General features: G+C 67.0%; 26 protein-coding genes. 20 read left to right on the top strand and 6 right to left on the bottom strand.

Translation table 11 applies throughout. The features are described 5' to 3' along the window. The first annotated feature begins 40 nt into the window (after positions 1-40). The 11 genes from MUG96_RS07585 (at position 41) to MUG96_RS07535 (ending at position 10,916) form a co-directional block, all read left to right on the top strand. Positions 41-835 carry an enoyl-CoA hydratase/isomerase family protein gene (locus MUG96_RS07585; protein ID WP_246988003.1) on the top strand — a complete coding sequence of 265 codons (795 nt, stop codon included), beginning with the start codon at positions 41-43 and terminating at the stop codon, positions 833-835. Between the two features lie 124 nt (positions 836-959). Further along, positions 960-2,333: an ABC transporter substrate-binding protein gene (locus MUG96_RS07580; protein WP_246988001.1), complete on the top strand. Its 1,374-nt coding sequence runs from the start codon at positions 960-962 to the stop codon at positions 2,331-2,333. A gap of 24 nt (positions 2,334-2,357) precedes the next feature. After that, positions 2,358-3,218, top strand: a complete 861-nt coding sequence (locus MUG96_RS07575; RefSeq protein ID WP_246987999.1) for a branched-chain amino acid ABC transporter permease — start codon at positions 2,358-2,360, stop codon at positions 3,216-3,218. A 4-nt stretch (positions 3,219-3,222) separates the two neighbouring features. After that, complete coding sequence (locus MUG96_RS07570) at positions 3,223-4,380, top strand: branched-chain amino acid ABC transporter permease (protein ID WP_246987997.1); 1,158 nt, start codon at positions 3,223-3,225, stop codon at positions 4,378-4,380. Further along, complete coding sequence (locus MUG96_RS07565; protein ID WP_246987995.1) at positions 4,370-5,173, top strand: ABC transporter ATP-binding protein; 804 nt, start codon at positions 4,370-4,372, stop codon at positions 5,171-5,173. The genes MUG96_RS07570 and MUG96_RS07565 overlap by 11 nt, the downstream gene beginning before the upstream one ends. Further along, on the top strand, positions 5,170-5,913 hold the full coding sequence (locus tag MUG96_RS07560) for an ABC transporter ATP-binding protein (RefSeq protein ID WP_246987994.1): 744 nt from the start codon (positions 5,170-5,172) through the stop codon (positions 5,911-5,913). The genes MUG96_RS07565 and MUG96_RS07560 overlap by 4 nt, the downstream gene beginning before the upstream one ends. 119 nt (positions 5,914-6,032) lie before the next feature. Beyond that, the gene (locus MUG96_RS07555; RefSeq protein ID WP_246987992.1) at positions 6,033-7,649 is read left to right on the top strand and encodes a long-chain-fatty-acid--CoA ligase; all 1,617 of its coding nucleotides are present in this window, start codon (positions 6,033-6,035) and stop codon (positions 7,647-7,649) included. Between the two features lie 45 nt (positions 7,650-7,694). Next, complete coding sequence (locus MUG96_RS07550; RefSeq protein ID WP_246987990.1) at positions 7,695-8,882, top strand: acyl-CoA dehydrogenase family protein; 1,188 nt, start codon at positions 7,695-7,697, stop codon at positions 8,880-8,882. Between the two features lie 154 nt (positions 8,883-9,036). Further along, positions 9,037-9,864, top strand: coding sequence for an alpha/beta fold hydrolase (locus MUG96_RS07545; protein WP_246987988.1), 828 nt, complete (start codon positions 9,037-9,039; stop codon positions 9,862-9,864). A gap of 41 nt (positions 9,865-9,905) precedes the next feature. Then, a complete protein-coding gene (locus tag MUG96_RS07540) occupies positions 9,906-10,424 on the top strand; it encodes an Lrp/AsnC family transcriptional regulator (protein WP_246988650.1) in 519 nt (172 codons plus the stop codon). Between the two features lie 141 nt (positions 10,425-10,565). After that, the gene (locus tag MUG96_RS07535) at positions 10,566-10,916 is read left to right on the top strand and encodes a hypothetical protein (protein ID WP_246987986.1); all 351 of its coding nucleotides are present in this window, start codon (positions 10,566-10,568) and stop codon (positions 10,914-10,916) included. A 1-nt stretch (position 10,917) separates the two neighbouring features. On the opposite strand, the gene MUG96_RS07530 is transcribed toward MUG96_RS07535, so the two are convergent. The 3 genes from MUG96_RS07530 to MUG96_RS07520 are packed head-to-tail and all read right to left on the bottom strand — an operon-like array spanning position 10,918 to position 13,820. Continuing rightward, complete coding sequence (locus tag MUG96_RS07530) at positions 10,918-11,361, bottom strand: MaoC family dehydratase (protein ID WP_246987983.1); 444 nt, start codon at positions 11,359-11,361, stop codon at positions 10,918-10,920. Continuing rightward, positions 11,358-11,861 carry a PaaI family thioesterase gene (locus MUG96_RS07525; protein WP_246987981.1) on the bottom strand — a complete coding sequence of 168 codons (504 nt, stop codon included), beginning with the start codon at positions 11,859-11,861 and terminating at the stop codon, positions 11,358-11,360. Before MUG96_RS07525 ends, MUG96_RS07530 begins: the two co-directional genes overlap by 4 nt. Next, positions 11,862-13,820 carry a 3-hydroxyacyl-CoA dehydrogenase/enoyl-CoA hydratase family protein gene (locus tag MUG96_RS07520; protein ID WP_246987979.1) on the bottom strand — a complete coding sequence of 653 codons (1,959 nt, stop codon included), beginning with the start codon at positions 13,818-13,820 and terminating at the stop codon, positions 11,862-11,864. It lies immediately after the preceding gene. Between the two features lie 164 nt (positions 13,821-13,984). On the opposite strand from MUG96_RS07520, the gene MUG96_RS07515 reads away from it, so the two are divergent. The 6 genes from MUG96_RS07515 (at position 13,985) to MUG96_RS07490 (ending at position 18,955) form a co-directional block, all read left to right on the top strand. Beyond that, positions 13,985-14,989, top strand: a complete 1,005-nt coding sequence (locus tag MUG96_RS07515; protein ID WP_246987977.1) for a hypothetical protein — start codon at positions 13,985-13,987, stop codon at positions 14,987-14,989. After that, positions 14,986-15,405 carry a Zn-ribbon domain-containing OB-fold protein gene (locus tag MUG96_RS07510; protein ID WP_246987975.1) on the top strand — a complete coding sequence of 140 codons (420 nt, stop codon included), beginning with the start codon at positions 14,986-14,988 and terminating at the stop codon, positions 15,403-15,405. The genes MUG96_RS07515 and MUG96_RS07510 overlap by 4 nt, the downstream gene beginning before the upstream one ends. A gap of 55 nt (positions 15,406-15,460) precedes the next feature. Continuing rightward, positions 15,461-16,618 (top strand): thiolase C-terminal domain-containing protein, encoded by a 1,158-nt coding sequence (locus tag MUG96_RS07505; protein ID WP_246987973.1) that lies wholly within the window; start codon positions 15,461-15,463, stop codon positions 16,616-16,618. A 76-nt stretch (positions 16,619-16,694) separates the two neighbouring features. Next, positions 16,695-17,822: a PGF-CTERM sorting domain-containing protein gene (locus MUG96_RS07500; protein WP_246987971.1), complete on the top strand. Its 1,128-nt coding sequence runs from the start codon at positions 16,695-16,697 to the stop codon at positions 17,820-17,822. 39 nt (positions 17,823-17,861) lie between these two features. Continuing rightward, positions 17,862-18,488 carry a ribulose-1-phosphate aldolase gene (locus tag MUG96_RS07495; RefSeq protein WP_246987969.1) on the top strand — a complete coding sequence of 209 codons (627 nt, stop codon included), beginning with the start codon at positions 17,862-17,864 and terminating at the stop codon, positions 18,486-18,488. A gap of 38 nt (positions 18,489-18,526) precedes the next feature. After that, entirely contained in the window at positions 18,527-18,955 is a 429-nt protein-coding gene (locus MUG96_RS07490) for a VanZ family protein (RefSeq protein WP_246987967.1), read from the top strand. A 132-nt stretch (positions 18,956-19,087) separates the two neighbouring features. On the opposite strand, the gene MUG96_RS07485 is transcribed toward MUG96_RS07490, so the two are convergent. Further along, entirely contained in the window at positions 19,088-20,110 is a 1,023-nt protein-coding gene (locus MUG96_RS07485) for a carbohydrate kinase family protein (RefSeq protein ID WP_246987964.1), read from the bottom strand. Between the two features lie 109 nt (positions 20,111-20,219). Here MUG96_RS07485 and mtnA point away from each other — a divergent pair, with 109 nt between their 5' ends. Continuing rightward, positions 20,220-21,290, top strand: coding sequence for an S-methyl-5-thioribose-1-phosphate isomerase (mtnA, locus tag MUG96_RS07480; protein WP_246987963.1), 1,071 nt, complete (start codon positions 20,220-20,222; stop codon positions 21,288-21,290). A gap of 3 nt (positions 21,291-21,293) precedes the next feature. On the opposite strand, the gene MUG96_RS07475 is transcribed toward mtnA, so the two are convergent. Both MUG96_RS07475 and MUG96_RS07470 read right to left on the bottom strand, forming a co-directional pair. Further along, positions 21,294-21,572, bottom strand: a complete 279-nt coding sequence (locus MUG96_RS07475; RefSeq protein WP_246987961.1) for a UPF0058 family protein — start codon at positions 21,570-21,572, stop codon at positions 21,294-21,296. A 128-nt stretch (positions 21,573-21,700) separates the two neighbouring features. Next, positions 21,701-21,919: a ribbon-helix-helix domain-containing protein gene (locus tag MUG96_RS07470; RefSeq protein WP_246987959.1), complete on the bottom strand. Its 219-nt coding sequence runs from the start codon at positions 21,917-21,919 to the stop codon at positions 21,701-21,703. A gap of 205 nt (positions 21,920-22,124) precedes the next feature. Between MUG96_RS07470 and MUG96_RS07465 the strand changes: the two genes are divergently transcribed. Then, positions 22,125-22,721: a sulfite oxidase-like oxidoreductase gene (locus tag MUG96_RS07465; protein ID WP_246987957.1), complete on the top strand. Its 597-nt coding sequence runs from the start codon at positions 22,125-22,127 to the stop codon at positions 22,719-22,721. A gap of 104 nt (positions 22,722-22,825) precedes the next feature. Beyond that, positions 22,826-24,262, top strand: a complete 1,437-nt coding sequence (locus MUG96_RS07460; RefSeq protein ID WP_246987955.1) for an isochorismate synthase — start codon at positions 22,826-22,828, stop codon at positions 24,260-24,262. Positions 24,263-24,265: the final 3 nt, after the last annotated feature.

Raw genomic sequence — 24,265 nt, 5'->3', positions numbered from 1 at the left:
GGAAGTTTTTTGAACGCTTCCGCCGTGCGTGATGGTAGCCATGTCAGACGACGCAGTGCTACTCGACATCGAGGACGCAGTGGCGACGATCACCCTGAACCAGCCCGACAGCCGGAACGCGCTCACGGGCGAGATCAGCGACGGGCTGGAGGACGCACTCGACGAAATCTATGCCGACGGCGACGCACGGTGTGTCGTCATCCAGGGGAGCGGCGGCGCTTTCTGTGCGGGCGGGGACATCAACGCGATGATGGAGGGGCTCTCCGGGATGAACGAACCCCACGAGAAAGTGGAGAAGGTCGAGGAGACGGGCGCGACCCTCCAGCGGGTCTACGAGTTCCGCCTGCCGGTGATCGCGAAGATCGACGGGACGGCCTTCGGCGCTGGCGCGAACCTCGCTATCGCGTGTGACACGCAGGTCGCGAGCGAGAGTTCGCGCATCAGTTTCGGCTTCCGGCAGGTCGGCCTCTCGGTCGACGCGGGCACGTCCTACCTCCTGCCGCGGATCGTCGGCGAGAACCAGGCCAAGGAACTGGTCCTGACCGGCGAGATGCTCGACGCCGAGGAGGCCCAGGATCTGGGGCTGTTCACGACAGTCTACGCCGACGACGAGTTCGAGGATTCGGTCGCCGAGTACGTCGAAACCATCGCGCAGGGTCCGACGGTCGCGCTGACGGCCGCAAAGCGCGTCATGCGCCAGGGTCTCCAGAGCGACATGGAGCAGGCAGTGACCAACGAAGCGGCGGCCCAGGCGGCCGTCTTCGAGACCCACGACCACGAAGAAGGCGCCAGCGCGTTCATGGAACAGCGCGAGGCCGAATTCGAAGGACGGTAACGACCCTCACGAGGTATGTGAGACCGTATCAACCTTTTTAATACCCCAGTAATAAAAGACCGGAAAACGCCGGGGAACGGCATCAACATTTATTACCCTCGTTTCCCATATCAGAGCAGACACCATGGTTAACGATGGTAGTGACAGCCCAGACAGGGGTTATAACGGAAGCAAAGATGCGGCAGGGGAAAACAATGGAAAGTCGCTGGGAGTCGGTCGGCGGAACTTCCTGAAGGCAGCAGGGGCGGGGGCGGTCGCGACGTCCATCGCCGGGTGTTCCGGCGGCGGCGGCGGTGACGGTGCGGACATTCCTCTCTCGGACCGTGACGAGATTCGAGTCGGGGTACTCGCACCCGTTCCCTCGGAGAACCCGATCGGCGCCTCCATCGCCAACGGCGTGAAGCTGGCGGCCCAGGAGATCAACAACAACGGCGGGATCGACGGCACCGACGTTTCGGTGACGGTCAAAGACACCAAAGAACAGCCCCAGACGGGGCGGAACCGGTACGGTGAACTCGTTCGTGACGAGAACGTGGACATGACGACGGGCGTGTTCACCAGCGAGGTCCTGCTGGCGATCATGGACGACATCGCCGGCTCGCAGACGCCACACATGACGACGGGCGCGGCGACGCCGGACGCCAGCGCGCGCGTCAACAACAGCTACGAGGACTACAAGTACCACTTCCGGACGGGGCCGATCAACGCCCACCACCTGGGCGAGAACCTGGTCGACTTCATGGAAGCCAGTCAGAGCGACCTCGGGTGGGAGTCGGTCGCCGTCCTCGTCGAGGACTACAAGTGGACGGAGCCGGTCTCCGAGGTCCTGAACAACAAGCTGTCCGACACCGGCGTCGAGGTCGTGTTGAACCGTCGGTACCCCTCGGGAACCGAGGACTTCAACCCGATTTACAACGAAGTGGAGAACTCCGGTGCCGACGCGGCGTTCATCTCGATGGCACACACCGGGACGGCGGCCGTCATCCAGTGGGCCCAGCAGCAGCGGCCCTTCGAGTTCGGCGGCATCCACGTCCCGATGCAGTTGCCCTCCTACTACGGCGCGACCAACGGGGCCTGTGCATACGGCGTGACCCAGAACTCCGCGACGCCGACCGCGGAGGTCACCGACCAGACCGTGCCGTTCGCGAACTCGTACAACGAGGAGTACGGCAGTTACCCGGTCTACACGGGGTACATCTCCTACGACGCGATGAACCAGTTCGCGGAAGTCGTCGCGAACGCGGGCGATCTCGGCGCGGACGCGGTCGTCAGCGGCCTCGAAGAGAGTTCCTACACCGGAACCGTCGGGACCGTCGAGTACTACGGCCCGGACCACGAGTTCGCCCACGACGTGAAGTACGAACAGGACCTGGTCTGGCCGGTCTTCCAGCAGTGGCAGCCCGACGACCCGGAGAACCCGCAGCAGGGCGGCACGCAGGAGGTCATCTTCCCCGAAAACCTCCAGACGGCCGACTATCAGTCCCCTCCGTGGGTCTGAACTGACCGGATCTTTTTATCAAACATGGCAGCAATCTCACAGTTCATCGTCCAGTCGACAATACGGAGTGGACTCTACGCGCTGATCGCGATCGGGTTCACGCTCATCTTCGGCGTGGGCGGTGTCTTGAATCTGGCACACGGTGCGAGTATCGTCCTCGGAGCGTACGGCGCCTACCTTGCGGCACAGGCCGGCCTCGGTGTCGCCGGCGCGGTCGCCGCGGCGGTAATCATACCCGCGCTCTTTGGAGCAGTCATGTATCTCACCATCATCAAGCGGTTCGAGCACGAGCCGATCATGGTGATGATACTGACGCTGGTGACCTCGGTAGCGATGGAGCAGGTGATACTGAACTCCTTCGGCGCCCAGCCCGTCGCCATTCCGCAGTTCATGGCGGGCAACTTCTCGATAGCGGGCACGAACGTCCAGTTCAACCTGCTCGCGGTGTTCATCCTGTCCTGGGCCATCATCATCGGCCTGTTCCTGTTCATCAACTACACGAACTTCGGGAAAGCGATCCTGGCGACGAGCATGTCCGCGAAGGGAGCGTCGCTCGTGGGCATCAAGAGCAACCGGATCAACCTCGCGACGTGGGTCATCGCCGGCGCACTCGCGGGCATCGCGGGCATGGCGCTTGGCTCACAGCTGGGCGCGACGTTCGCGATGGGGCGGAATCCGCTCGTCCTGTCGTTCTCCATCGTCGTCATCGGCGGCATCGGCTCGATCCGCGGCAGCGTTATCGGCGCGTACTTCATCGGCTTCCTCGAGGTAGCGGTCATCCAGTACATCAGCAGCGACCTTGCGGGCATCGCCCCGCTGCTGGTGCTCATCGCGGTCCTGATCGTCAAACCGGAAGGCCTGTTCGGCCGGGAGCTCGCGGAGTGATACCATGAGTGATAAAAACGTCAGTCGAAGTCGACGGTTGCTCGGGCGGCTGAACCCCGTCGAGATGAGTCTGCGGTACAAGCTCGGGCTCGTGGGCCTCGTCGGGCTCGCGGCCCTGCCGATGGTCATCGACGCGACGATGGCCCTGATGTTCGCGACGGCCTACTTCTTCGGCGTCTACGCGATGAGCTGGGACGTCGTCTCGGGCTACACCGGCCAGATCAGTTTCGGACACGGGGTGTTTTTCGGCGTCGGCGGCTACACCGCGGCGCTGCTGAACCTCGGCCACGGGCTCGATCCGATCACGGCCGTTCCGTTCGGCGTCCTCATGGCAGCCGTCGCCGGCATCATCATCGGCGTGCCGGCCCTGCGGCTCAGAGGGCCGTACCTGTCGCTGGTGACGCTCGTGGCGCCGCTGATCCTCGTCCAGATCTTCATCTACCGGAGCGACATCTTCAACGGCGAACAGGGACTGTCCGGCACGGACGCCCTGTTGGGGCTCCAGACGTTCGGCGACGAGATGATGTTCTACTACATCGCCTTCGGGCTGTTCGTCTTCGTCCTGATCGTCCTGTTGATCATCACCCGCACCGACGCCGGGTCGATCTTCACGGCGATCCGCGAGGACGAGGACACGGTCGCGTCGGTCGGACTCAACCCGGCGAAGTTCAAGATCATGGCGTTCGTGCTGAGCGCGGCCATCGGCGGACTCGCGGGCTCGCTGATCGTCTTCACGCCCAGCGGGAACGCAAGCCCGACGACACTGCTCTCGATCACCGTCAACGTCGAGGTCATCATCGCCGCCATCCTCGGCGGCATGGGGACCATCGTCGGCGCGGCCATCGGCGGCGTGGCTCTGATCTTGATCCGCGAGCAGTTGACCGGCATCAACGCCGAAGTGCCGCTGTTCAACACGCCGGTCTCGGACATGGACTTCCTGATCTTCGCGGTGATCACGCTGATCCTCCTCTTTACCCTCCCGGGCGGTATCGTCCGGTGGGCGATCGGCATCGGCAGGAAGGTTCTGGAACGGGCCGGATTCGACACGCCGGAGGTCGCCGCGGACGGTGGCGAGCGGACGAAGACGCCGGCGGAACAGGTCTACGAGAACTACACCGAGGAACTGCGCGATATCCTCGGAGGTGACGACGATGAGCGCTGAAATGGAAGACAACAAAAGCGAGAGTCTCGAGGGGCGTCAGACGGAGTTCGGGCCCGAGGACGGGATGCTCGTCCTCGACAGCGTGACCAAGCGGTTCGGCGGCCTCACGGCAGTCGACGACCTCTCCTTTGCCGTCCAGGAGGAGGAAATCCTGGGCTTCATCGGTCCCAACGGAGCCGGCAAGTCGACGACGTTCAACTGCGTGACCGGCCGGTTTCCTCCGACAGAGGGAACGGTCTACTACAAGGGCAAGGACGTGACCGGCTCCACGGCCTACGGGATGGTCAAGAAAGGACTGGCCCGGACGTTCCAGGAGTTCCGCCCACTCGAGGACCGAACGGTAGTGAAAAACGTTGCACTGGCGCTCATGCCCGACAAGATGTTCTCGATGCAGGGGCTGAGCGGCGAAACCCAGCGCAAGGCGGAGCAGATCTGCGAGCGCGTCGGTCTCGGCGATCGCAAGCACATGCTCCCCGACGAACTGCCCCACGCCGGGTTGCTCCGGCTGGAGCTCGGGCGGGCGCTGGCGACCGACCCCGATATGCTGCTGGTCGACGAGCCGTTCGCCGGTCTCTCGGGGCCGGAGGTCGAGAGCGTCTCGGACCTCCTGCTGGAACTGCGCGACGAGGGGCTGACCCTCGTCGTCGTCGACCACAACATGCGCGGCCTGCTCTCGCTCATCGACCGGGCAATCGTCATCCAGTTCGGGTCGATGATCGCGGCGGGGCCGCCGGAGGACATCAAGAACGACCCCGTCGTGCAGGAAGCGTACCTCGGAGGTGACGAGCTGTGAGCTCCGAGAGCGGATCGGCAGCGGCGACCGGCACGTCCGGGACGCCGGTGCTTTCCGTGTCGGACCTGCGTGTCAACTACGGGAAAGTCCAGGCGCTTCGGGGCGTCGACCTGACCGTCGACGAGGGCGAGATCGTCTCGGTTATCGGCCCGAACGGCGCCGGAAAGTCGACGCTGGCGAACACCATCTCGGGGTTCAAGGAGTACGACGGCCGCGTCGAGTACCGCGGTCAGACCGTCAGCGACCGAATCCCGGAGGATCTGGTCGAGGACGGCCTGATCCACTGCACTGAATCCCGTGATCTCTTCGGGTTCATGAGCGTCGACGACAACCTCGACCTGGGGTCGTATCGCCGTGGCGACGTCAAGGAGCGAAAGTCGTTCGTCTACGACCTGTTCCCGCGGCTCGAGGAACGCCGCGACCAGGAGGCGAACACGATGAGCGGCGGGGAACAGCAGATGCTCGCCATCGGACGGTCGCTGATGAGCGACCCCGACTTCCTCGTGCTCGACGAGCCCACGCTCGGCCTCGCGCCGGTCATCCTCGAGGACATCAGTGAGGGGATTCAGGCGATTCAGGACGCGGGCGTGACGATCCTGCTCTGTGAGCAGAACGTCACCTTCGCGCTGAAACACGCGGACCGCATCAATCTCCTGGAGAACGGCGAGTTCGTCCGCCAGGGACCGCCCGAGGAGATCAGAAACGACGACTACATCCGCGAGTCGTATCTCGGCGGGTAGCGACCGACGTTAACCTCTTCCCTCGCGTTCGTACCACTGTTAACTATCCACACGTTTTTCGGAAACGCTGGACGATTCAAAAACAACTATTTTAACGGGGTCGTCCATTGTGGCAGGTGATGACGAACCTCGTCAGAGACGTCGCGGAGACGGTAGAGAGCTACCCGGAGCAGACGGCGATCAAGTTCCAGGACCACGAGGTATCCTACGAGGGGTTCTGGCACCGGACGGGGCAGCTCGCGCAGGCGCTCGCCGACGCGGGCGTCGAGCCCGGGGATCGCGTCGGGGTCTACCTGCCGAACCTGCCCCAGTTCGTGACATCGTACTACGGCGTCCTGCGAGCCGGGGCCGCCGTCGTCCCGATGAACCCGCAGTACAAGGCCCGCGAGATCGGCCACATGCTGGAAGACAGCGGCGCGACGGCGGTCATCGCGCTCTCCGACCTCGTCCCGTTCGTCACGGGCGTCCAGGACGAGACGTCTGTCGAGACCATCGTCAGCGTCAACGGTGACGCCGAGGGCGCGACGCCGTTCGACGAGTTCCTGGCCGCGGACTCCTTCGACGGGTACGTCGAGCGTGACGACGAGGACGTGGCCGCCCAGCCCTACACCAGCGGGACGACGGGCACGCCGAAGGGCGTCCTCCTGACCCACGGGAACCTGGGCTGGATGACCCGCCACGCGGGCGACATCCTCGAAGAGGACTACGGGCCCGAGGACCGCCTGCTGGGCGTGCTCCCCCTGTTCCACATCTACGGCATGACGGTCGTGATGAACGCGGGGCTGTACAACGGCTCGACCTACTACCCCCTGCCCGAGTGGGACGCGGAGACGGCCCTCGGCCTGATCCAGTCCGAGGAGCTGACCATCATGCACGGCGTGCCCGCGATGTACAACGACATCGTCAACACGCCCGGTGCCGACGAGTACGACCTCTCCAGCCTGCGCTTCGTCAACTCCGGCGGGAGCAGCTGCCCGGTCGAGGTCATCAACCGCTTCGAGGAGCTGTTCGGCGTCCAGCTCAACGAGGGGTACGGCCTCACCGAGACCAGCCCGATCACCCACGCCAACCGCCCCGACGCGCGCCGGAAGGGTTCGATCGGCCAGCCGATCCCCGGCGTCGACGCCAAGGTCGTCGACGAGGACTTCGAGGAAGTTCCCCGCGTCGAGGAAGGCCCCATCGACGAGGGCGAGTACGACCTCGACGAGATCGTCGGCGAGATCGTCGTCTCCGGCCCGAACGTCATGAAGGGCTACCACGACCGTCCGGGGGCGAACGAGGAAGCGTTCACCGAGGCCGACGGGAGTCCCGCGAGCGAAGCGAGTGGGACGTCGGAAGCGGGAACCGCTTCCGGAAAGACCTGGTTCCACACCGAGGACCTGGGCTACTGGGACGAGGACGACTTCTTCTACGTCATCGACCGGGAGAAACACATGATCGTCACCGGCGGGTACAACGTCTACCCCCGCGAGGTCGAGGAACTCCTCTTCGAGCACGAGGGCGTCGCCGACGCCGCCGTCGTCGGCGTTCCGGACGAGCGCCGCGGCGAGACGGTCAAGGCCTTTATTGTTCCGAGGCCGGACGCGGACGTGACCCCCGAGGAGATCAAGGAGTACTGCCTGGAGAACATGGCCGAGTACAAACACCCCCGCGAGGTCGAGTTCGTCGAGGAACTGCCCCGCACGACCACCGGGAAAGTCCAGAAGTTCGAGCTGCGCGGCGAAGAAGCGGAGTGACGTAGCGCGCCCGAATCTTTTTTCCCTGGCGGGCCAAGGGAGTGCATGGCGTTTCAGCTTTCGGCAGAACAGCGGGCCATCCGCGAAGCCGTGCGGGAGTTCGGCGAGAGCGAAATCAGGCCGGTCGCCCAGGAGTACGAGGCCGACGAGCGCTACCCCCACGAACTGCTCTCGGAGGCGGCCGACCTCGACTTCGTCGCGCCGGCGGTCCCCGAGGCCTACGGCGGTGCGGGCATGGACACCGTCTCGGAACTGCTCGTCACGGAGGAACTGTGGCGGGCCGACCCCGGTATCGGCGGCTCGATCTCCGCGGCCCGCTTCGGGACCGAGATGCTGCTGGAGTACGGCGACGAGTGGATGAAAGAGGAGTGGCTCCCGAAGATTACCGCCGGCGAGACGCCCATCTGTACCGGCATCTCCGAACCCGCTCACGGCTCGAACGTCGCCGGCATGGAGACCCGCGCGGAGAAAAGCGAGGCGGGAAGCGCCTCGGATCGGAGCAGCGCGGCCGCGGAGAAGGACGGCGACGAGTGGGTCATCAACGGCCAGAAGATGTGGATCACGAACGGGACGGTCGCTGACGTGGCGATCATCATGGCCCGTACCAAGCCGGAGGGCGGCCACGACGGCATCTCCGCGTTCCTGACGCCGACGGACGTCGAGGGGTACGACGCGACCCGGATCGACAACAAACTCGGCATCAGGGCCCAGGACACGGCCGAGATCGTCCTCGACGACCTCCGGGTCCCCGAGGAGAACGTCGTGGGCGTCCTCCACGAGGGCTTCTACCAGCTCATGGAGTTTTTCGCACCCGCACGGGCCGACGTGGGCGCACAGGCCGTCGGCGTGGCACAGGCGGCGCTCGACGCCGCCGTCGAGTACGCGGGCGAGCGCGAGCAGTTCGACCGCAAGATCGGCGAGTTCCAGGCCATCCGGCACAAGCTCGCCGAGATGGCGACGGCGATCGAGGCCGCGCGCTCGCTGACCTACCGGGCGGGTGCGGCCATCGAGGCCGGCGACCCGGAGCGTGCGACACGGCTCGCCAGCATGGCGAAACTGTTCGCCTCCGAACACGCTGTGGACGTGACCGACGAGGCCCTCCAGGTCCACGGGGGCGCCGGCTACGTCTCGGACCACCCCGTCGAGCGCTTCTACCGCGACGCCCGCATCACGAAGATCTACGACGGTACGAGCGAGATTCAGAAGAACATCATCGCCGACCATCTCCTGTAGGTCGGCGACAGACCTGTTAACGCTGTTGCCAGTGGGGGCAAACTTATTTTGCATTGGAAACTGAAGGCCGCGCTATGGTAGGTCAGTCACGTGTCCGTATTCGGTCACAACGGCCACGAACGACGAATCTACGGGCGAGCCGGAGGTGTCGCCCGTGAACCACGAGGCGTGGAGCACGGACCAGCAGGAGACGACCGTCACCGTCGACGGGCACGACCTGACGGTCGCGTACCGCGACGAGGGCGAGGGACATCCCGTCGTCCTTCTGCACGGCATCCCGACGTGGTCGTTCCTCTGGCGGGACGTGGCGCCCGCCCTGGAGGACGACTTCAGGGTCATCGCGCCTGACCTGGTCGGCTACGGGAACTCGGCGATGCAGGACGGGTTCGACCGGTCGGTGCGGGCACAGGAGCAGATGCTCGCGGACCTGCTCGGCCAACTGGGCGTCGACTCGTTCTCGCTCGTCGCCCACGACATCGGCGGGGGCGTGGCGGTGCGGTACGCCGCCCACGAACCCGACGCCGTCGAGAACCTCGTGATGTCGAACGCGGTCTGTTACGACTCCTGGCCGGTGGAGTTCATCACGAACCTCGGCCTGCCCCGGACGACCGAGATGCCGCTCGACACGCTCGAAGAGCAGGTCGGCGGCGCGTTCTCCGAGGGCGTCTACGCCGACGAGGCCGACCCCGAGTTCGTCGAGGGGATGACCCAGCAGTGGACGACCGAGGAGGGGCGCACCTCCCTCAGCAGGAACGCGGTCTCGACGAACACGAACCACACGACGGAGATCGACTACGACGCGATCACGGCGGACCTGCTCTGTCTCTGGGGCGCTGACGACACGTTCCAGCCCCTCGAGTACGGCGAGCGACTGGCCGAGGACCTCGACGGCGAGGTCGTCGAACTCGACGCCTACCACTGGGTCGTCGAGGACCGCCCGAACCGCTACGCGACCGAAGTCAAGGAGTTCGTAGGACAGTGAGCGATGATTTGGGCACGGACGACTACGAGGGGGAAATGATAATGCGAGACGAAGCACCGGACTGGGAGTTCAAGGAACGGGACGTACTCATCCTGCGGGAGCTCTCGCGGGACCCACAGCTCTCCTCACGGGACCTGGCGCGTATCCTGGAGGACGAACACGGCATCGAGGTCTCACACGTCACGGTCAGCGAGTCGATCCGCGGGATGCGCGAGGAGGGCGTCTTCCGCGAGGCCATCATCCCCAACGAGGAGTACTTCATTTTCGGGATGTTCGAGTTCAAGATCAACCCGGAACACTTCGACGAGCACTGGCGCGAGGCGATGGAGGCGATCCGTGACTCGCCGAACACGCTGATGTACTTCCTCTCCGACGGTGAGTACCAGTGGAAGTCCGTCATGATGTTTCCCGACCGCGTCTCCGAGTCGAAGTGGATTCACGACTTCTACAAGGAACACGGCCGGATCGTCCAGAACATCCGCAACTCCGTGGTTCACAACGTCCTGAAGTTCCGGACCGACCCGGAAATCCTGGAGACGCTCCACGAACAGGAGGACTGACGGCCGGCGACGGGAGGGTCCCGGACTGCCGGCACGCACCGGCGAGCCGGGAGCCGAGACTCCCGGCGGGCAGTGGCGCGGTGGAACACCGGGTGTACGAGGCACAGGCCTTTTTCCTGTCGAATGCTAACTTACACCAATATGGTGACCGTCGAGGTCGACCTCGAAGAGGAGACGGTACAGGAACTCTCCGAGGAGGCCGCGGAGTTCGAGTTCCAGGGGTCGGAGCCGTACGTGCGCTGGCTCATCGAACACCGGGGCGTCCTCGTGACCGAGGCCGCGGAACTGGGCCGCAGGCTGGAGCACGTCGAATCGCGGCTGGTGGAACTGGAGGAACGCGTCGAAGCGGAGCCCGACGAGCGCACGAACGGCGGCTCGGTGCGAGCGCAGATCGACGAACTGCTCGCGGTGACCAACGGCTCGGACGACGACGAGATCGAGGAAGCGGTCGCGACGGTGGAGGGGACGGTCGACGAGGATTTCCGGCTCTGAGCTACTTCATCAGCGACAGGAACTCACACGAGATGACGACCTCGTCGTGCTGGTTCTTGATCTCGGCCTCGAGGTGGACGACACCGCTGGCGATGGGGTGGTCCGGCTTCTCGCGCGTCTCGGTCACCTCGGTCTCGACGTGGACGGTGTCGCCGATGAAGACCGGCTGACGGAAGCGCAGGTCGTTGATGCCGTAGAAGGCGACGACCGCCTCGCGTTCCTCCTCGCTCCGTGACTGCCAGAGCAGGCCCGTGGCGACCGAGAAGACGAGCATCCCGTGGGCGATGCGTTCGCCGAAGCCCGACTCCGACATGCGCTCTTCGTCCATGTGGAGGTGGTTGAAGTCGCCGGAGACGCCGGCGAAATTGACCACGTCGGCCTCGGTGATGGTTCGGTTCTCGGTGCGCGTCTCCTCTCCTACGTCGATGGTCTCGAAGTAACTCATAGGCTCGAATCCGTGAACAGTCGGTAGGTCGTCGCGCCGATGGCGACCTCTTTCGTCTCGCCATCGGGGTCGGTCCCCAGGACGGTGACCCGGGTGACGCCGGTCGAGGTGCCCGCGCGGATGACCTCGGCCTCGACGTGGAGGTCGCCGGTCGCGGGCCGGACGTACTTCACGTCCAGGTCGGTCGTCGCCAGCGTCGTGTTCATCGGGTCGTCCAGACGGGTCCGCAGGGCGAAGGCGCTACACGTGTCGATCAGCGTCGCCGTCACGCCGCCGTGGACGGTGCCCGTCACCCAGTTGGTGAGTTTCTCCTGGTACGGCAGGGTCATGACCGCACGCCCGTCCTCCAGTTCCTCGAGGGAGACCCCGAGCCACGAGAGGAAGCCGTGCTTCTCGATGACCTGCGAGGCGTCCTCGACGCTCAGGGGCTCCTCGATGTGGATCGGGGCGTCCCCGTCCTCGGCGTCGGCGGTCGTGTCGTCGCCCGCGCCGTCGCTCATCTATTTGCCCTCGAACTCGGGGTCGCGGTCCTCCATGAACGCCGTCGTGCCTTCCAGCACGTCTTCGGTGCTCATCAGGAGGCCGAAACTCTGACTCTCCATCGTGAGCGCGGCTTCGAGGCTCGCGTCCTCGCCGCGGTTCATCACCTTCTTGGCGAAATCGAGCGCGATCGGCGGGCCCTCGACGCAGTCCTCGACGAACTCCGCACAGACGTCGTCGAACTCGTCGCCGTCGACGGCGCGGTTGATGAGCCCCCAGTCTTCGGCTTTCTCGGCGCTGATGCGCTCGCCGCGGAAGACGAGTTCCTTCGCGCGGGCCTCGCCGATCATCCGCATCGTGCGCTGCGTGCCGCCGCCGCCGGGCAGGAGGCCGAGCGAGATCTCGGGGAAGCCGAACTGCGACTCGGTCGTGGCGATGCGCATATCACAGGCCAGCGCGAGTTCGTGGCCGCCGCCCAGACAGAAGCCGTCGATCTTGGCGATGGTCGGCCGCGGGAAGTCGTTGACCGTCTCGAACATCGAGGTGACGGTCCCGGCCTGCCACGGCTCGGTGTTGGCGAAGCCGCCGATGTCCGCGCCGGCGGAGAACGCGCGGTCGCCCGCGCCCTCGAAGGTGACACAGCGGACGGTGTCGAGGTCCGCCGTTTCCAGGACGTGCTCGATCTCGTCCATCAGGTCCTCGTTGAGCGCGTTCATGCGCTCGGGACGGTCGAGTTCGATGGCGAGCACCTCGTCCTCGCGGAGGACGTTCAGGGTGCGGTACTCGCGGTCGCCGTCCTCGCCGCCGTACTCGTAGAAGCCCTGGCCGGCGTCCTCGCCGGTGTGGCCGCCGTTGACGAGTTCGACGAGGTAGTCCGCCGGGTCGTAGCGCTCCGCCTCGGTCTGCTCGTAGTGTGTCTCCAGTTTGTCCAGGATTCGGTCGAGCCCGATCTTGTCCGCGCGGCGACACGGGCCCTCGGGGAAGCCGGCGCCGAGGCGCATCCCGGTGTCGATAGCGTCGGGCGTCGCCACGTCGTTGCCGATGAGTTTGGCGGCCTCGTTGACCATCCGGGCCTCGATGCGGAGCCAGTCGAAGTCCTCGGAGACGTCGTCCGGGCCGTAATCCGGACCGTCACCGTCCTCGTAGTCGTAGTAGCCCTTGCCGGTCTTCCGCCCGAGTTCGTCTGCGTCGACCTTCTCCTGGACGATGGGCGGGATGGGGTCGCCGGCCTCCTTCCGGACGGAGTAGCCGATGTCGATACCGGTCATGTCGCCCAGTTCGAACGGTCCCATCGGGTAGCCGCGCTCGTGGACCATCGTGGCGTCGGCCTCCTTGACCGTCGCTTCGTCGCCGCTGACCATCCAGGCGGCCTCGTCGCCGAAGGGACCGAGTACGGAGTTGACGACGAACCCGCGCACGTCTTTCTTGACGTAGATGGGCGTCTTGTCGATGGACTCGATGAACTCGTAGGCGGTCTCGGCGGTCTCGTCGCTGGTCTCCTCGCCGTAGATGACCTCGACGAGGTCCATCTTCACCGGCGGATTGAAGTAGTGGGTGCCGACGACCTGCTCGGGGCGGGTCGTCGCCTCCGCGATGTCCGTGATGGGCAGCGAGGAGGTGTTCGTCGCGAGGATGGCGTCGTCGGGCGCCATCTCGTCGAGGTCCTCGTAGATGTCGTGTTTGAGTTCGAGGTTCTCGGGCGCGGCCTCGACGACGAGGTCGACATCCTCGACGGCGGTTTCGAGGTCGACCTCGGTGTCGATGCGGCTCATGACCTCGTCGGGGTCCTGGTCGACGAGTCCCTTCTCCGAGAGTTTCTGGAGGCTCCACTCGATGTCCTCGTAGCCCTCGTCGACGATCTCCTGCTCGATGTCACGCATCACCACGTCGTAGCCCCCGAGGGCGATGACTTCGGTGATACCGTGACCCATGCTGCCGGCACCGAGTACTGCCACTCGGTCGATGTCTTCGACTGACATGGACGCGCCTGCGTCCGCAATCGGTATAATTCCACCGGAGAGCCGTTACAGGTGTATCTCTGCTGGCATTCATCTCTTCCATCGGTAGATATTACACCCTGTAACTCCCACACCGTTAATGGTATGTCGAGCCACCCCACGAGGAACGGACGGAGGTGTCGTCGATGGTCGTAATCGACGGTGCGGGCGGGTACGTCCCGCTGTACCGCATCGACAGGGCGGCGGTCGCGGCCCAGCACGACGGCCGCGGGAGCGGCGAGAGCGCCGTCCCCGCGCGCGACGAGAATCACGTAACGATGGCCTGTGAGGCCGCCGAGAACGCGCTCGCCCGGGCGGACGTGGCGGGCGCCGATCTCGACGCCGTCTTCGCCGCGAGCGTCACCGACCCCTTCGCGGAACACGGCATCGCCGCGCACGTCGGCTACCGCGTCGAGGCGACCGGCGACGTCCGCACCGGCGACTTCCGCGGGACCCCGCGCGCGGCCACGGACGCGCTCGTGACCGCCATCGAGTACGTCGAGGCGACCGACGGCGACGCGCTCGTCGTCGGCGCGGACGTGATGCCAGCCGAACCCGGTCACGACGAAGAGGCGACCGCCGGCGCGGGTGCCGGCGCGCTCGTCCTCCGGGCCGACGCCGACGACCCCGCCGCGACGGTCCAGGGCGTCGGCCAGGAGACGACCGGCTTCGTCGAACGCCATCGCGAGCACGGCGAGCCCGCGGTCGCCGGCGACGGCAAGTTCGAGGGCGAACACGGCTTCGGCGCGGCCGTCGAGCCAGCCAGCGAGCGCGCGCTGGCCGACGCCGACGGCCTGCCGGACCGCGCGGTCGTCGGCGTCCACGACTCGCGGATGGCCTCGGGCGCGCTCCGCGAGTTCCCCGACGTGAACCACGTCTCGACGTTCGACCGAGTCGGCTACGCCGGCGCGGCGACCGCCCTGCTCGATACGGCCCACCTGCTCGAAACCGCAGACCCCGACGAGACCGCACTCGTCGTCGCCTACGGTGCGGGCGGCGCGGACGCCGTCGCGCTCGCCACCGAGGCCGGCGTCGGCGGCGACGGCGCTCGGACCGTCGAGACCTACCTCGACGCCAAGGAGGAGGTCACCTACGCCAAGCACCTCGAATACCGCGAACCCGTGGAGTACGAGGGGGTGAAGACGCCATGAGCGGTCCGCGCTACGAGCGCACGAAGCGACAGGACCAGCACCTCGTCGGCTTCGAGTGCCAGGACTGTGGCTGGGTGTCCTTCCCCGAGGAGAAGCGCATCTGCAAGCGCTGCGGCGACGCGCCAGCCGACATGGAAGAGGTCGACCTCGCCGAGCGCGGCGAGATTCAGACCTTCGTCGTCCAGGAGTATCTGCCGGACGACATCGAGACGCCACAGCCGGTCGCCATCCTCGACATCCCGCAGACCGACGGCTCGGGCGAACCGGCCCGCGCCTACGGCCTGCTGACCGAGACCGACCTGGAGGAGATCGAGGTCGGCACCGAGGTCGAGGCGCGCTTCCGCGAGATCTTCAGCGACGGTGAACGGCCGATAAACTCCTTCAAATTCGCGGTCCCACGGGAGGACAAAGCATGAGCACGCCCAGAGCGAAGCACTGGTCTGGTCACACTCGCCACCGGAGGTGGCTCGCGTGACGAGCCCACACGTCGTCGGCGCGGGAATGATCGATTTCGGCGAACTGAAAGAGCAGTCCTTCGACGACCTGCTGGAGGAGGCGTACCTCGCCCTGCTGGAGAACGTCGACAAGGGCGCGGAGCCGTCGGACATCGACGCCGCGTGGTACGGCACCATCGACATCGCCAACGAGGGGTCGTCGGGTGCGTCGGTCGCTCACGCCACCGGACTGTTCGAGACGCCCATCACGCGCGTCGAGAACGCCTGTGCCACGGGTAGCGACGCCTTCCGCAACGCCGTCCAGGCGGTCAAGGCCGGCGACGCCGAAGTGGCGCTGGTCATCGGCGCCGAGAAGATGACCGACTCCACCGAGGGCCTCATCGCCAGCGCCGCCCTCGAACGGCTCTGGCGCGGGCGCGGCGTGACCATGCCCGCCTACTTCGGGATGCGCGCCACCCGGCACATGGACCAGTACGAGACCACGCGCGAGCAGATCGCCGAGATCAGCGTCAAGAACCACGAGAACGGGACGAAGTATCCCCATGCCCACCAGCAGTTCGAGTGCTCGGTCGAGGACGTGAAGAACTCGCCGACGGTGAGCTACCCGCTCAATCTCTACGATTGCTGTCCCGTCACCGACGGGGCGTGTGCGGTGCTGGTCACCAGCGAGGACCGCGCCCACGAGTTCACGGAGGACCCGATCCGTGTCGCGGGCTACGGGCTCGCCTCGGACACCTTCCAGCGCGGCAACGAGGCGGCGCTGACGAACTTCCCCGCCACGCGCCAGGCCTCCAGTCAGGCCTACGAGCGGTCGGGCTACGGCCCCGGCGACATCGACGTGGCGGAAGTCCACGACTGCTTCTCCATCACGGAGCTGATCACCTACGAGGACCTCGGCTTCTGTGAGGAGGGCAAGGGCGGCCAGTTCGTCGACGACGGCAAGCCACACCTCGACGGCGACCAGCCGGTGAACCCCTCCGGCGGCCTGCTGTCGAAGGGCCACCCCATCGGCGCGACCGGCGTCGCCCAGATCGCCGAGATCTTCGAGCAACTGCGTGGCGAGGCCGGCGACGTACAGGTCGACGACCCGCAGGTCGGCCTGCAACACAACATCGGCATCGGCCGGAACGCCACCGGCGCGGTCTCCTGTGTGAACATCCTCGAACGGCCCTGAGGTCAGGCCGTCGGTTCACGCGCCGGCTCCGGCGGAGGGCAGATGATTTATCATCGGACCGCTGTCAGAAGCTCGTATGCCGGACGAGACCCAGATTCGAGGAGCCGTTCTGATCGGACTCTGTGTCGGTATCGCTGCGGTCGTCGCCCTCGTCGCCGTCGGGACAGCGCCCGTCGCCGCCGAGGACACCGGGGTCGTGGGGACCGCCGACGCCAACGCGTCCGGGTCCGACGCCATCCAGAGCAGCCGCCGGTTCGACGCCCGGATCACCGCCGGAAACAACTACTGGCAGGGACAGCGCCTGCTGTTCAACGGGACGGCCGTCGTCGAGAACGAGATCGATGAGGACGTGAGCGGCGGGACACCATCGGAGCGTACCTTCGAGCTCCGGCGCGTCGAGAACGGGCGCGTCGGCAGTCTCGTGACGCAGTTCGTCGTCGCCCGGGACGGGCTGGCGGTCCTGAACGTCACCGAGACGACCGGCCGACTCGTCGTCGTCTACCAGGGTGACGTGGTGAGCGCCAGCGAGGGGCTCGGCCAGGTCGAGGGCACGATCGGTTCCGGGGTCGTCCCGGAGAGTCAGTGGGAGGTCAGCCAGCAGGAACTCGCGGTAGCCTTCGAGGACGGGCGGGTCCGGCGGGGCACGGCGGAAGACCTGACTTTCGAGTCCAACCGCGGCGAGTACCGGCTGCGGGTCCGCTCTCCCACGCTCGACGACGACGCACTCGCGGCCCTGTTCGGTGACCGCGTCGTCGAACGCGACCGGCGCGGGGACGCGGTGGTACTCCGGACCGGCGGGAGCGAGACGGTGACGCTGCGGCCCTCCTCGGCCGTCCCGTTCGGCACTCACGAGTTCCGATTCAGCGTGCCCGACGCGACTGCACGCACGAACGCCACGCTGACCGTCGCGCGCTCGCGGGCGACCACGGCCGAGCCCCGGACCGAGACGGCGACCGACGGACCGGCCACGACGACCGCGGGTCCGACGACCGAACCGACCGACGTGCCGACGACTGAGTCGCCCACGCCCGGCACCGCGACGACGACAACGGTCGGTGACACGACGACCACGCCGGCGCCGACCACCACGGCCCCCGTGACCTACGGGGGAACCGGATCCGCCGCGGACGGCCCCGGGTTCGGCCCCGTCGCGGCGGTACTCGCGCTGGTCTGTGCAGCACTGTTGCTGCGTCGGGGCGCCTGACGGCCACGTTCATGTGTCTCGCCGTCGAAGAGCGGACCGATGCTGGACGGAGAACGGCGGGCCGTCGTGGAGAACCTGCCGGACCTGGCGGCGCTGACGCCGGGCCGGACCGGGAACCTGAGCGCCCGTGACGGGGATCGGTTCGCCATCACGCCGACGGGCGTCCCCTACGCGGACGTGACGGCCGAGGACGTGCCAGTGCTGACGCTAGACGGTGAACAGGTCGCCGGCCGGCCGGCCCCGTCGAGCGAGACCCCGATGCACGGAGGCATCTACCGCGCGATGGACGTGGGTGCGGTCGCACACACCCACTCGCCGTGGGCGACGACGCTTTCGGTCCTCGGGGAGTCGCTGCCGCCGGTCCACTATATGCTCGCGCTCGCCGGCGGCGAGGTACCCGTCGCCGACTACGCCACCTACGGAACCGAGGAACTGGCCGCGAACGCCGTGGCCGCGCTGACCGAGGCCGACGCGTCGGCCTGCCTCCTCGCCCATCACGGCGTCGTCGCGACCGGCGCGAGCCTCGCGGACGCCGTCGAGACCGCACTCGCCGTCGAGTCGGTCGCTCGGCTCTACTGCCAGGCGCGGACGCTCGGCGATCCGGAGCCGCTCCCCGAAGACGAGATCGAGGCCGTCGCCGACAAGTTCGACGAGTACGGGCAGTAACCGATAGGGTAAAGACGACTATCGATGGAATGACAGCTATGTGCGGACGTGGCAGCACACGGCGACAGCGATGGTTGCGAGCCGTGACCGCCGGCGTCGGACTGCTCGTCGGCTCGATAGTTCCGGTGCCGCTCGCCCGGCACCCCGAACTCGGCCGATTCGGACCGGACAAACTCCTGCACTTGCTGGGTCACGGCGGCCTGGCGGCGGCGCTCGCCGACGCACTCGTCGCGGACTGTCGGGACCCCCGCCTGGCCGGTCTCCTCGCGGCGGTCGGGTCCACCGCTGTCGGCGCCGTGGCCGCCTACATCCAGCAGTACGTCCCCGGACGAGCGCCCGAGCGCGCGGATACCGTCGCCGGCCTGCTGGGGACGGCCGTCGGCATCTACTGGTGGGCGACGGCGAGCGACCGCACCGAACCTGCTGCCGGGCGGCCCGCGGACGCGGACGGCCGCGAATCGTCGTGAAGAGACCGGTCGCGATTTCGGCCGCTCGGGTCCGAACGAAGCGCTCCACTTCCCGGACCACCCGACCGTTGGAGCCTCGTTTGCCGCCGGACGTGACGGCCGCCGACCACTGGGCGACCGCTCGGCGAGGCGTCACGCCCCGTCGTCGGCCGCTCGTCGGGCAACGTCGACGAGGGACTCGATGTCGGCGGTCGCCGCGGTTTCGACGAACCGTGAGGCACAGACGTTCCCACAGGCCAGCGCGAGTCGCCAGTCCCACCCGGCGGCGAGCGCGTACGTCAGTCCACCAGCGAAGTGGTCGCCACCGCCGGTGTGGCGCGCGGGCTCGTCGACGGCGAGCGTCGGGACACGCAGGTCGCCGTCGGGCGTCGCGGCCGCCGCCACGTCCGGCGCGTGCATGACAGCGGCCGTGATGTCGGTCGCCCCTCGAATCGCGGCCAGCCGAGCGGCGTCGTCGGCGTACGAACCCGGCAGTGTCGAGGCGATGGCCCGAATCTCCGTCCGGTTCGCGTCGAGGACCACGTCGAACGTGTCCTGGAGCGCACCGAGCGCGCGCTGGAGGGCATCGATCCCCTCGTCCGGGGCGCCGAGGAGGTCGCCCGGGTCGAGAACGAACGGCACGCGCGGGAGCGTCGCCGCGCCCAGTTCGTGAAACGCCGCCTCCAGACCGGGGACCGAAATCCAGTTGCCACAGCAGACCGCATCGACCCCGAACACGTCGGAGAGATCGGCGACGGATCGGAGGTCGTCGAGCGTCCAGTCCGCTATTCCACGGTTTTCCGCCAGCATGACGTCACCGTCGACGAAGTTGAAGGCGTAGACTATCGATGGAGTGCCCATCGAGACGGTCTCGAACGGGAGCGAGGCGAAGAGGTCGTCGTCGAGGTGCCCGTAGCAGGTCACGTCGCTCCCGAGGGCGTGGAGTTGTTCGGCGGCGTTGACGGCCTGGCCGCCGGGTTCGGTACTCTCGACGTCGATCTGGAACGAGGACCGACCCTCGTGACCGATCTCTTCCCGGAGTGTCGAACGCGTCCGAATGTCGTCGAGCGATCCGCTCCCGATACTACAGAACCGGTCGATACTCCCGTCGGGTAACGTCGTCACTGTCGGGGTGAGCCGCTTCGCGAGCGCGTCCCTGAGACGTTCGTACGGCACCGACAGTAACTTCGAGGAACCACGTCAAAGATAGCTCGATTCGGATCGACCGGGACGGGGCGGCCGCGCCGGAGGAAACCACTTGTATCGGCAGGTTCGATTCGTACGTATGCGCACCATCGAATGGGACGGCGATCGCGACGCGGTCGCGATGGTCGATCAGACGAAACTCCCGGGGACCTACACCACGTACGTCGCCGAGACCGTCGACGAACTGGTCGAGAGTATCCGAAAGCTCCGGGTCCGCGGTGCGCCGGCACTCGGCGGCGCGGGCGCGCTCGGCGTCGCCCTCGCGGCCCACCGCAACGACGCGACCGACTGCGAGGCGTTCGCCGCCGCGGTCCGCGACGACGCCGAACGGGTCGCCTCCGCGCGCCCGACGGCGGTCAATCTCTCGCGGGAAGTCGAGACCGTCCTCGCGGAACTGGACGCGGCCGAGACGGTCGCCGAGGCGCGCGAGCGAACGCTGACGCGAGCGAAGGCGGTCTGTGACCGCGACGTCGAGCGCAACAGGCGGATCGGCGAGCACGGCGCGACCCTGCTCTCGGACGGCGACACGGTGATGACCCACTGCAACGCCGGCGCGCTCGCGACGGTCGACTGGGGGACCGCGCTCGGCGTCGTCTACTCGGCCCAGGAGGCCGGCAAGGAGGTGTCGGTGATCGCGAACGAGACGCGGCCGCTGAATCAGGGGTCGCGGATCACGACCGTCGAACTCCGCGAGCGGGACGTGGAGACGACACTGATCCCGGACAACGCCAGCGGCCTGTGTCTGCAGGAGGGGCGCGTCGACGCCGTCGTCGTCGGTGCGGACCGGATCGTCCTCGACGGAGCGGGCGAGTTCGCGGACGGCGCGGTGTTCAACAAGATCGGGACCTACAAGCACGCGGTGCTGGCCGACCGCCACGACGTTCCTTTCGTGGTCGCGGCGCCGCGGTCGACCATCGACCCGGAGACTGCCGCCGAGGACGTCGAGATCGAGGAGCGCGACCCGTCGGAGCTCAGGGAGATCTACGGGACGCAGAACGCGCCGGCGGACGTGCCGGTGTACAATCCCGCGTTCGACCCGACGCCGATGGGACTGGTCGACTACGTGGTCACGGAGACGGGCGTCTTCGAGCCACCGCTCGATCGTGCCGACATCGCGCCCCCCGACGCGACTCCGGCAGCGGACGACTGACGCCTACAGTTTGCTCTCGGCGTCGTCGGCGAGTTCCTGCATCCGTTTGCTGATGCGGCCGGCGTCGGAGAACTCGTCCTCGCTCATCGCGGTCGCGAGGGCGTTCCCGAGCACGAACACCGCGTGTTTGTGCTCGCTTTTCGATTTGTGGACGTCGTTGGGGGTCACGTCGAGTTCGTCGTAGCCCTCGAACAGCTCCGAATCGGTCTCCTCGAGGCTCTTGAAGTACTCCATGATCGTGACCATGTGCTCGTGGAGTTCGAGCAGTTCGTCCTTGTGCATTTGTCGTATCGTTTGTGAGACACCCGTTTAAGCGTTTTCGACGGCTCACCGGGATGATCGAGGCGGTGCTGTCGACTGCCACGCCGACGGGGAGTCCCGGCGACGCCAACATCCGAATGCCACGGCGCTCAGAACACGTACTCGTCGTCGTGGCCCATCATCCCGTCTTCCTCGAACCCACCCGGCTCGTCGTCGTCCTCGATCGGGCCACTCGTCTTGTACGCCTTGATTCCGGTCGACAGAAGGTCCTCAATGGCCTCCTCGCGGTTGAGGAACTCACCCTTCTCGACCATCTGAGCGATCTGCATTTCGAGATGTTCCGGGACCGTGATCTCTACTTTCGGCATCTAATCACTCCCGACTTTGACTGAGGGGTATTTAAATTTGGCGGGGAAATTGCAGTGGAGGCGAAAAACCAGTCTCCGAACGCAAACGATAGTTGCGAAAACCCCTATCGACGTTTGCCTTTCACGATTATTGGTCGGTATCGTTACTGGTTCGGCGCGCACGGGGTCCGTCACGTCCTTGAGTCCCCGGCCCCTCCACTGGTGTATGACCGACCGGGACGTGACGGACCTCTACCGGGAGTTCGGGGACGAGCGACTGCCGCCGGGACAGCGGGAGACGAGCGACTTCCCGGTCCTCTCGAAGGGGAACCGGCCCGACCCCGACATGGACGACTGGGAGTTCACGGTGACGGGGGCCGTCGACGAGCCGCTGACCCTCGACTGGGAGGCTTTCAGGGCGCTCCCGACCGAGACACAGCGCCAGGACTTCCACTGCGTGACGGGGTGGAGTCGCTTCGACTGCCGGTTCGCCGGCGTTCCCTTCCCGGCACTGGCCGAGCGGGCGGGCGTCCACGACGACGCCTGTCACGTCATGTTCTCGGCGCTGGACGATTACACGACGGACCTCCCGCTCGACCAGTGTCTGCGCGAGGAAGTGCTGTTCGCCTTCGAGTTCGACGGCGAGGCGCTCCCGCCGGACCACGGCGGCCCCCTCAGAGTCGTCACGCCCCACCGCTACGCCTACAAGGGGGCGAAGTGGGTGAACGGCGTGGAGTTCCTGACCGAGCCGGAACACGGCTTCTGGGAGGAGCGGGGTTACTCCGTGACGGCGAACCCGTGGGCGGAAGACCGGTACTGGTGAGACGGCCACAGGGCCGCCGGGAGGGTGCGAGCCCCCGGCTGTGGGCGTATCGTGTCGGTGCGGGAAGGACACTCTCAAGAGGGACCAACCCTGAGTGTTAGTAGATGGAACCGGCCCAGCGCGAGGCGACGGCGGCGACGCGTGACGGTGCGGTGCTGGTCAGTCGCACCCGCGAGGTCCCGGACGTATCCTACCGCGCGTTCCTGTCGAGCCAGCCCACGCCGCGAGTCCACTGGGCGGCACCCGACGGGCTGGAGATCGCCGGCAGCGGCGCCGCGGTCCGGCTCACCGCCAGCGGTGCCGACCGGTTCGACGAACTGCGGCGCGCCGCGAACGCCGTCTTCGAGTCGGTAGACCGTGCGGGTCCGACCGAGACGCGACCCCGACTGCTCGGCGGCATGGCGTTCAACGAGAACCACGAGCCGACGGGTCCCTGGGAGGGGTTCCCAGCGGCCGCGTTCACGCTCCCGCGCGTCCAGCTGACGCGTGCGGACGGCACCACGTGGCTGACCGTCCGCGAGTACGGCCCGGACTCGTCGGCCGAGCGCGTCGAGGCGGACCTCGACGACCTCGAAGCCGACCTCTCGTCCCTCCCGAAGATGTGTCCCAGTGGCGGCCCGCCGGGCGTCGTCTCGACCCGCGTCACGCCCTCGAAGGCGGTCTGGACGGACCAGGTCGAGCGGGCCATCGAGCGCATCGAGGCCGGCGACCTCCGGAAGGTCGTCCTCGCGACGGCGCTCGGGGTCGACCTCGGCGCCGAGGTGGACGTGCTCGCCACGCTCGAACGCCTGCGCCGGACCTACCCGAACTGCTATCGCTTCCTCGTCCAGCCGACCGACGACGGTGCTTTCTTCGGCCCGACGCCCGAGCGGCTCGTGCGGATGGACGGCCGGACCGTCAGGACGGAGGCGCTCGCCGGCTCGGTCCCGCGCGGGGGGACGCCCGAAGCCGACGCCGACTACGCCGAGTCGCTCGTCGAAAGCGAGAAGCTCCAGCACGAACAGCAGCTCGTCACCGACGCGATCCGCCAGCAGTTGGCGCCGCTTGGCCGCGTCGAGGCTGGCGAGCAGGGCGTCCGGAAACTGACGAACATCCAGCACCTCGAGACGCCGATCACGGCCGACCTCGACGCCGACGGCCACGTGCTGGACATCGTGGAGGCGCTCCACCCCACGCCGGCGGTCGGCGGCCTCCCGCCGGACCGCGCCTGGGACGTCATCCGCGAGACCGAGACGTTCGAGCGGGGCTGGTACGCCGCGCCCGTCGGCTGGTTCGACGGCGCCGGCGACGGCGAGTTCGCCGTCGGCATCCGCTCGGGCGTCGCCGGCGGCCGCTCGGCGACCCTCTTCGCCGGCAACGGCATCGTCGCCGACAGCGACCCCGAGGAAGAGTGGGAGGAGGTCCAGCCCAAGTATCGCCCCATCCTGGACGAACTGGAGAACGGTGGGGACGACGGGCACGGGACCGACGGCGTCGGTGAGGGAGACCGACGGCCGGACGGTACCGACGGGAGCGACCGCCGGACGAACGGAGCCGAGTGACGC

The sequence above is a fragment of the Halorientalis marina genome (assembly GCF_023028345.1).
GTDB lineage: Archaea > Halobacteriota > Halobacteria > Halobacteriales > Haloarculaceae > Halorientalis > Halorientalis marina.
This window is presented reverse-complemented; position numbering and strand designations above follow the sequence as displayed.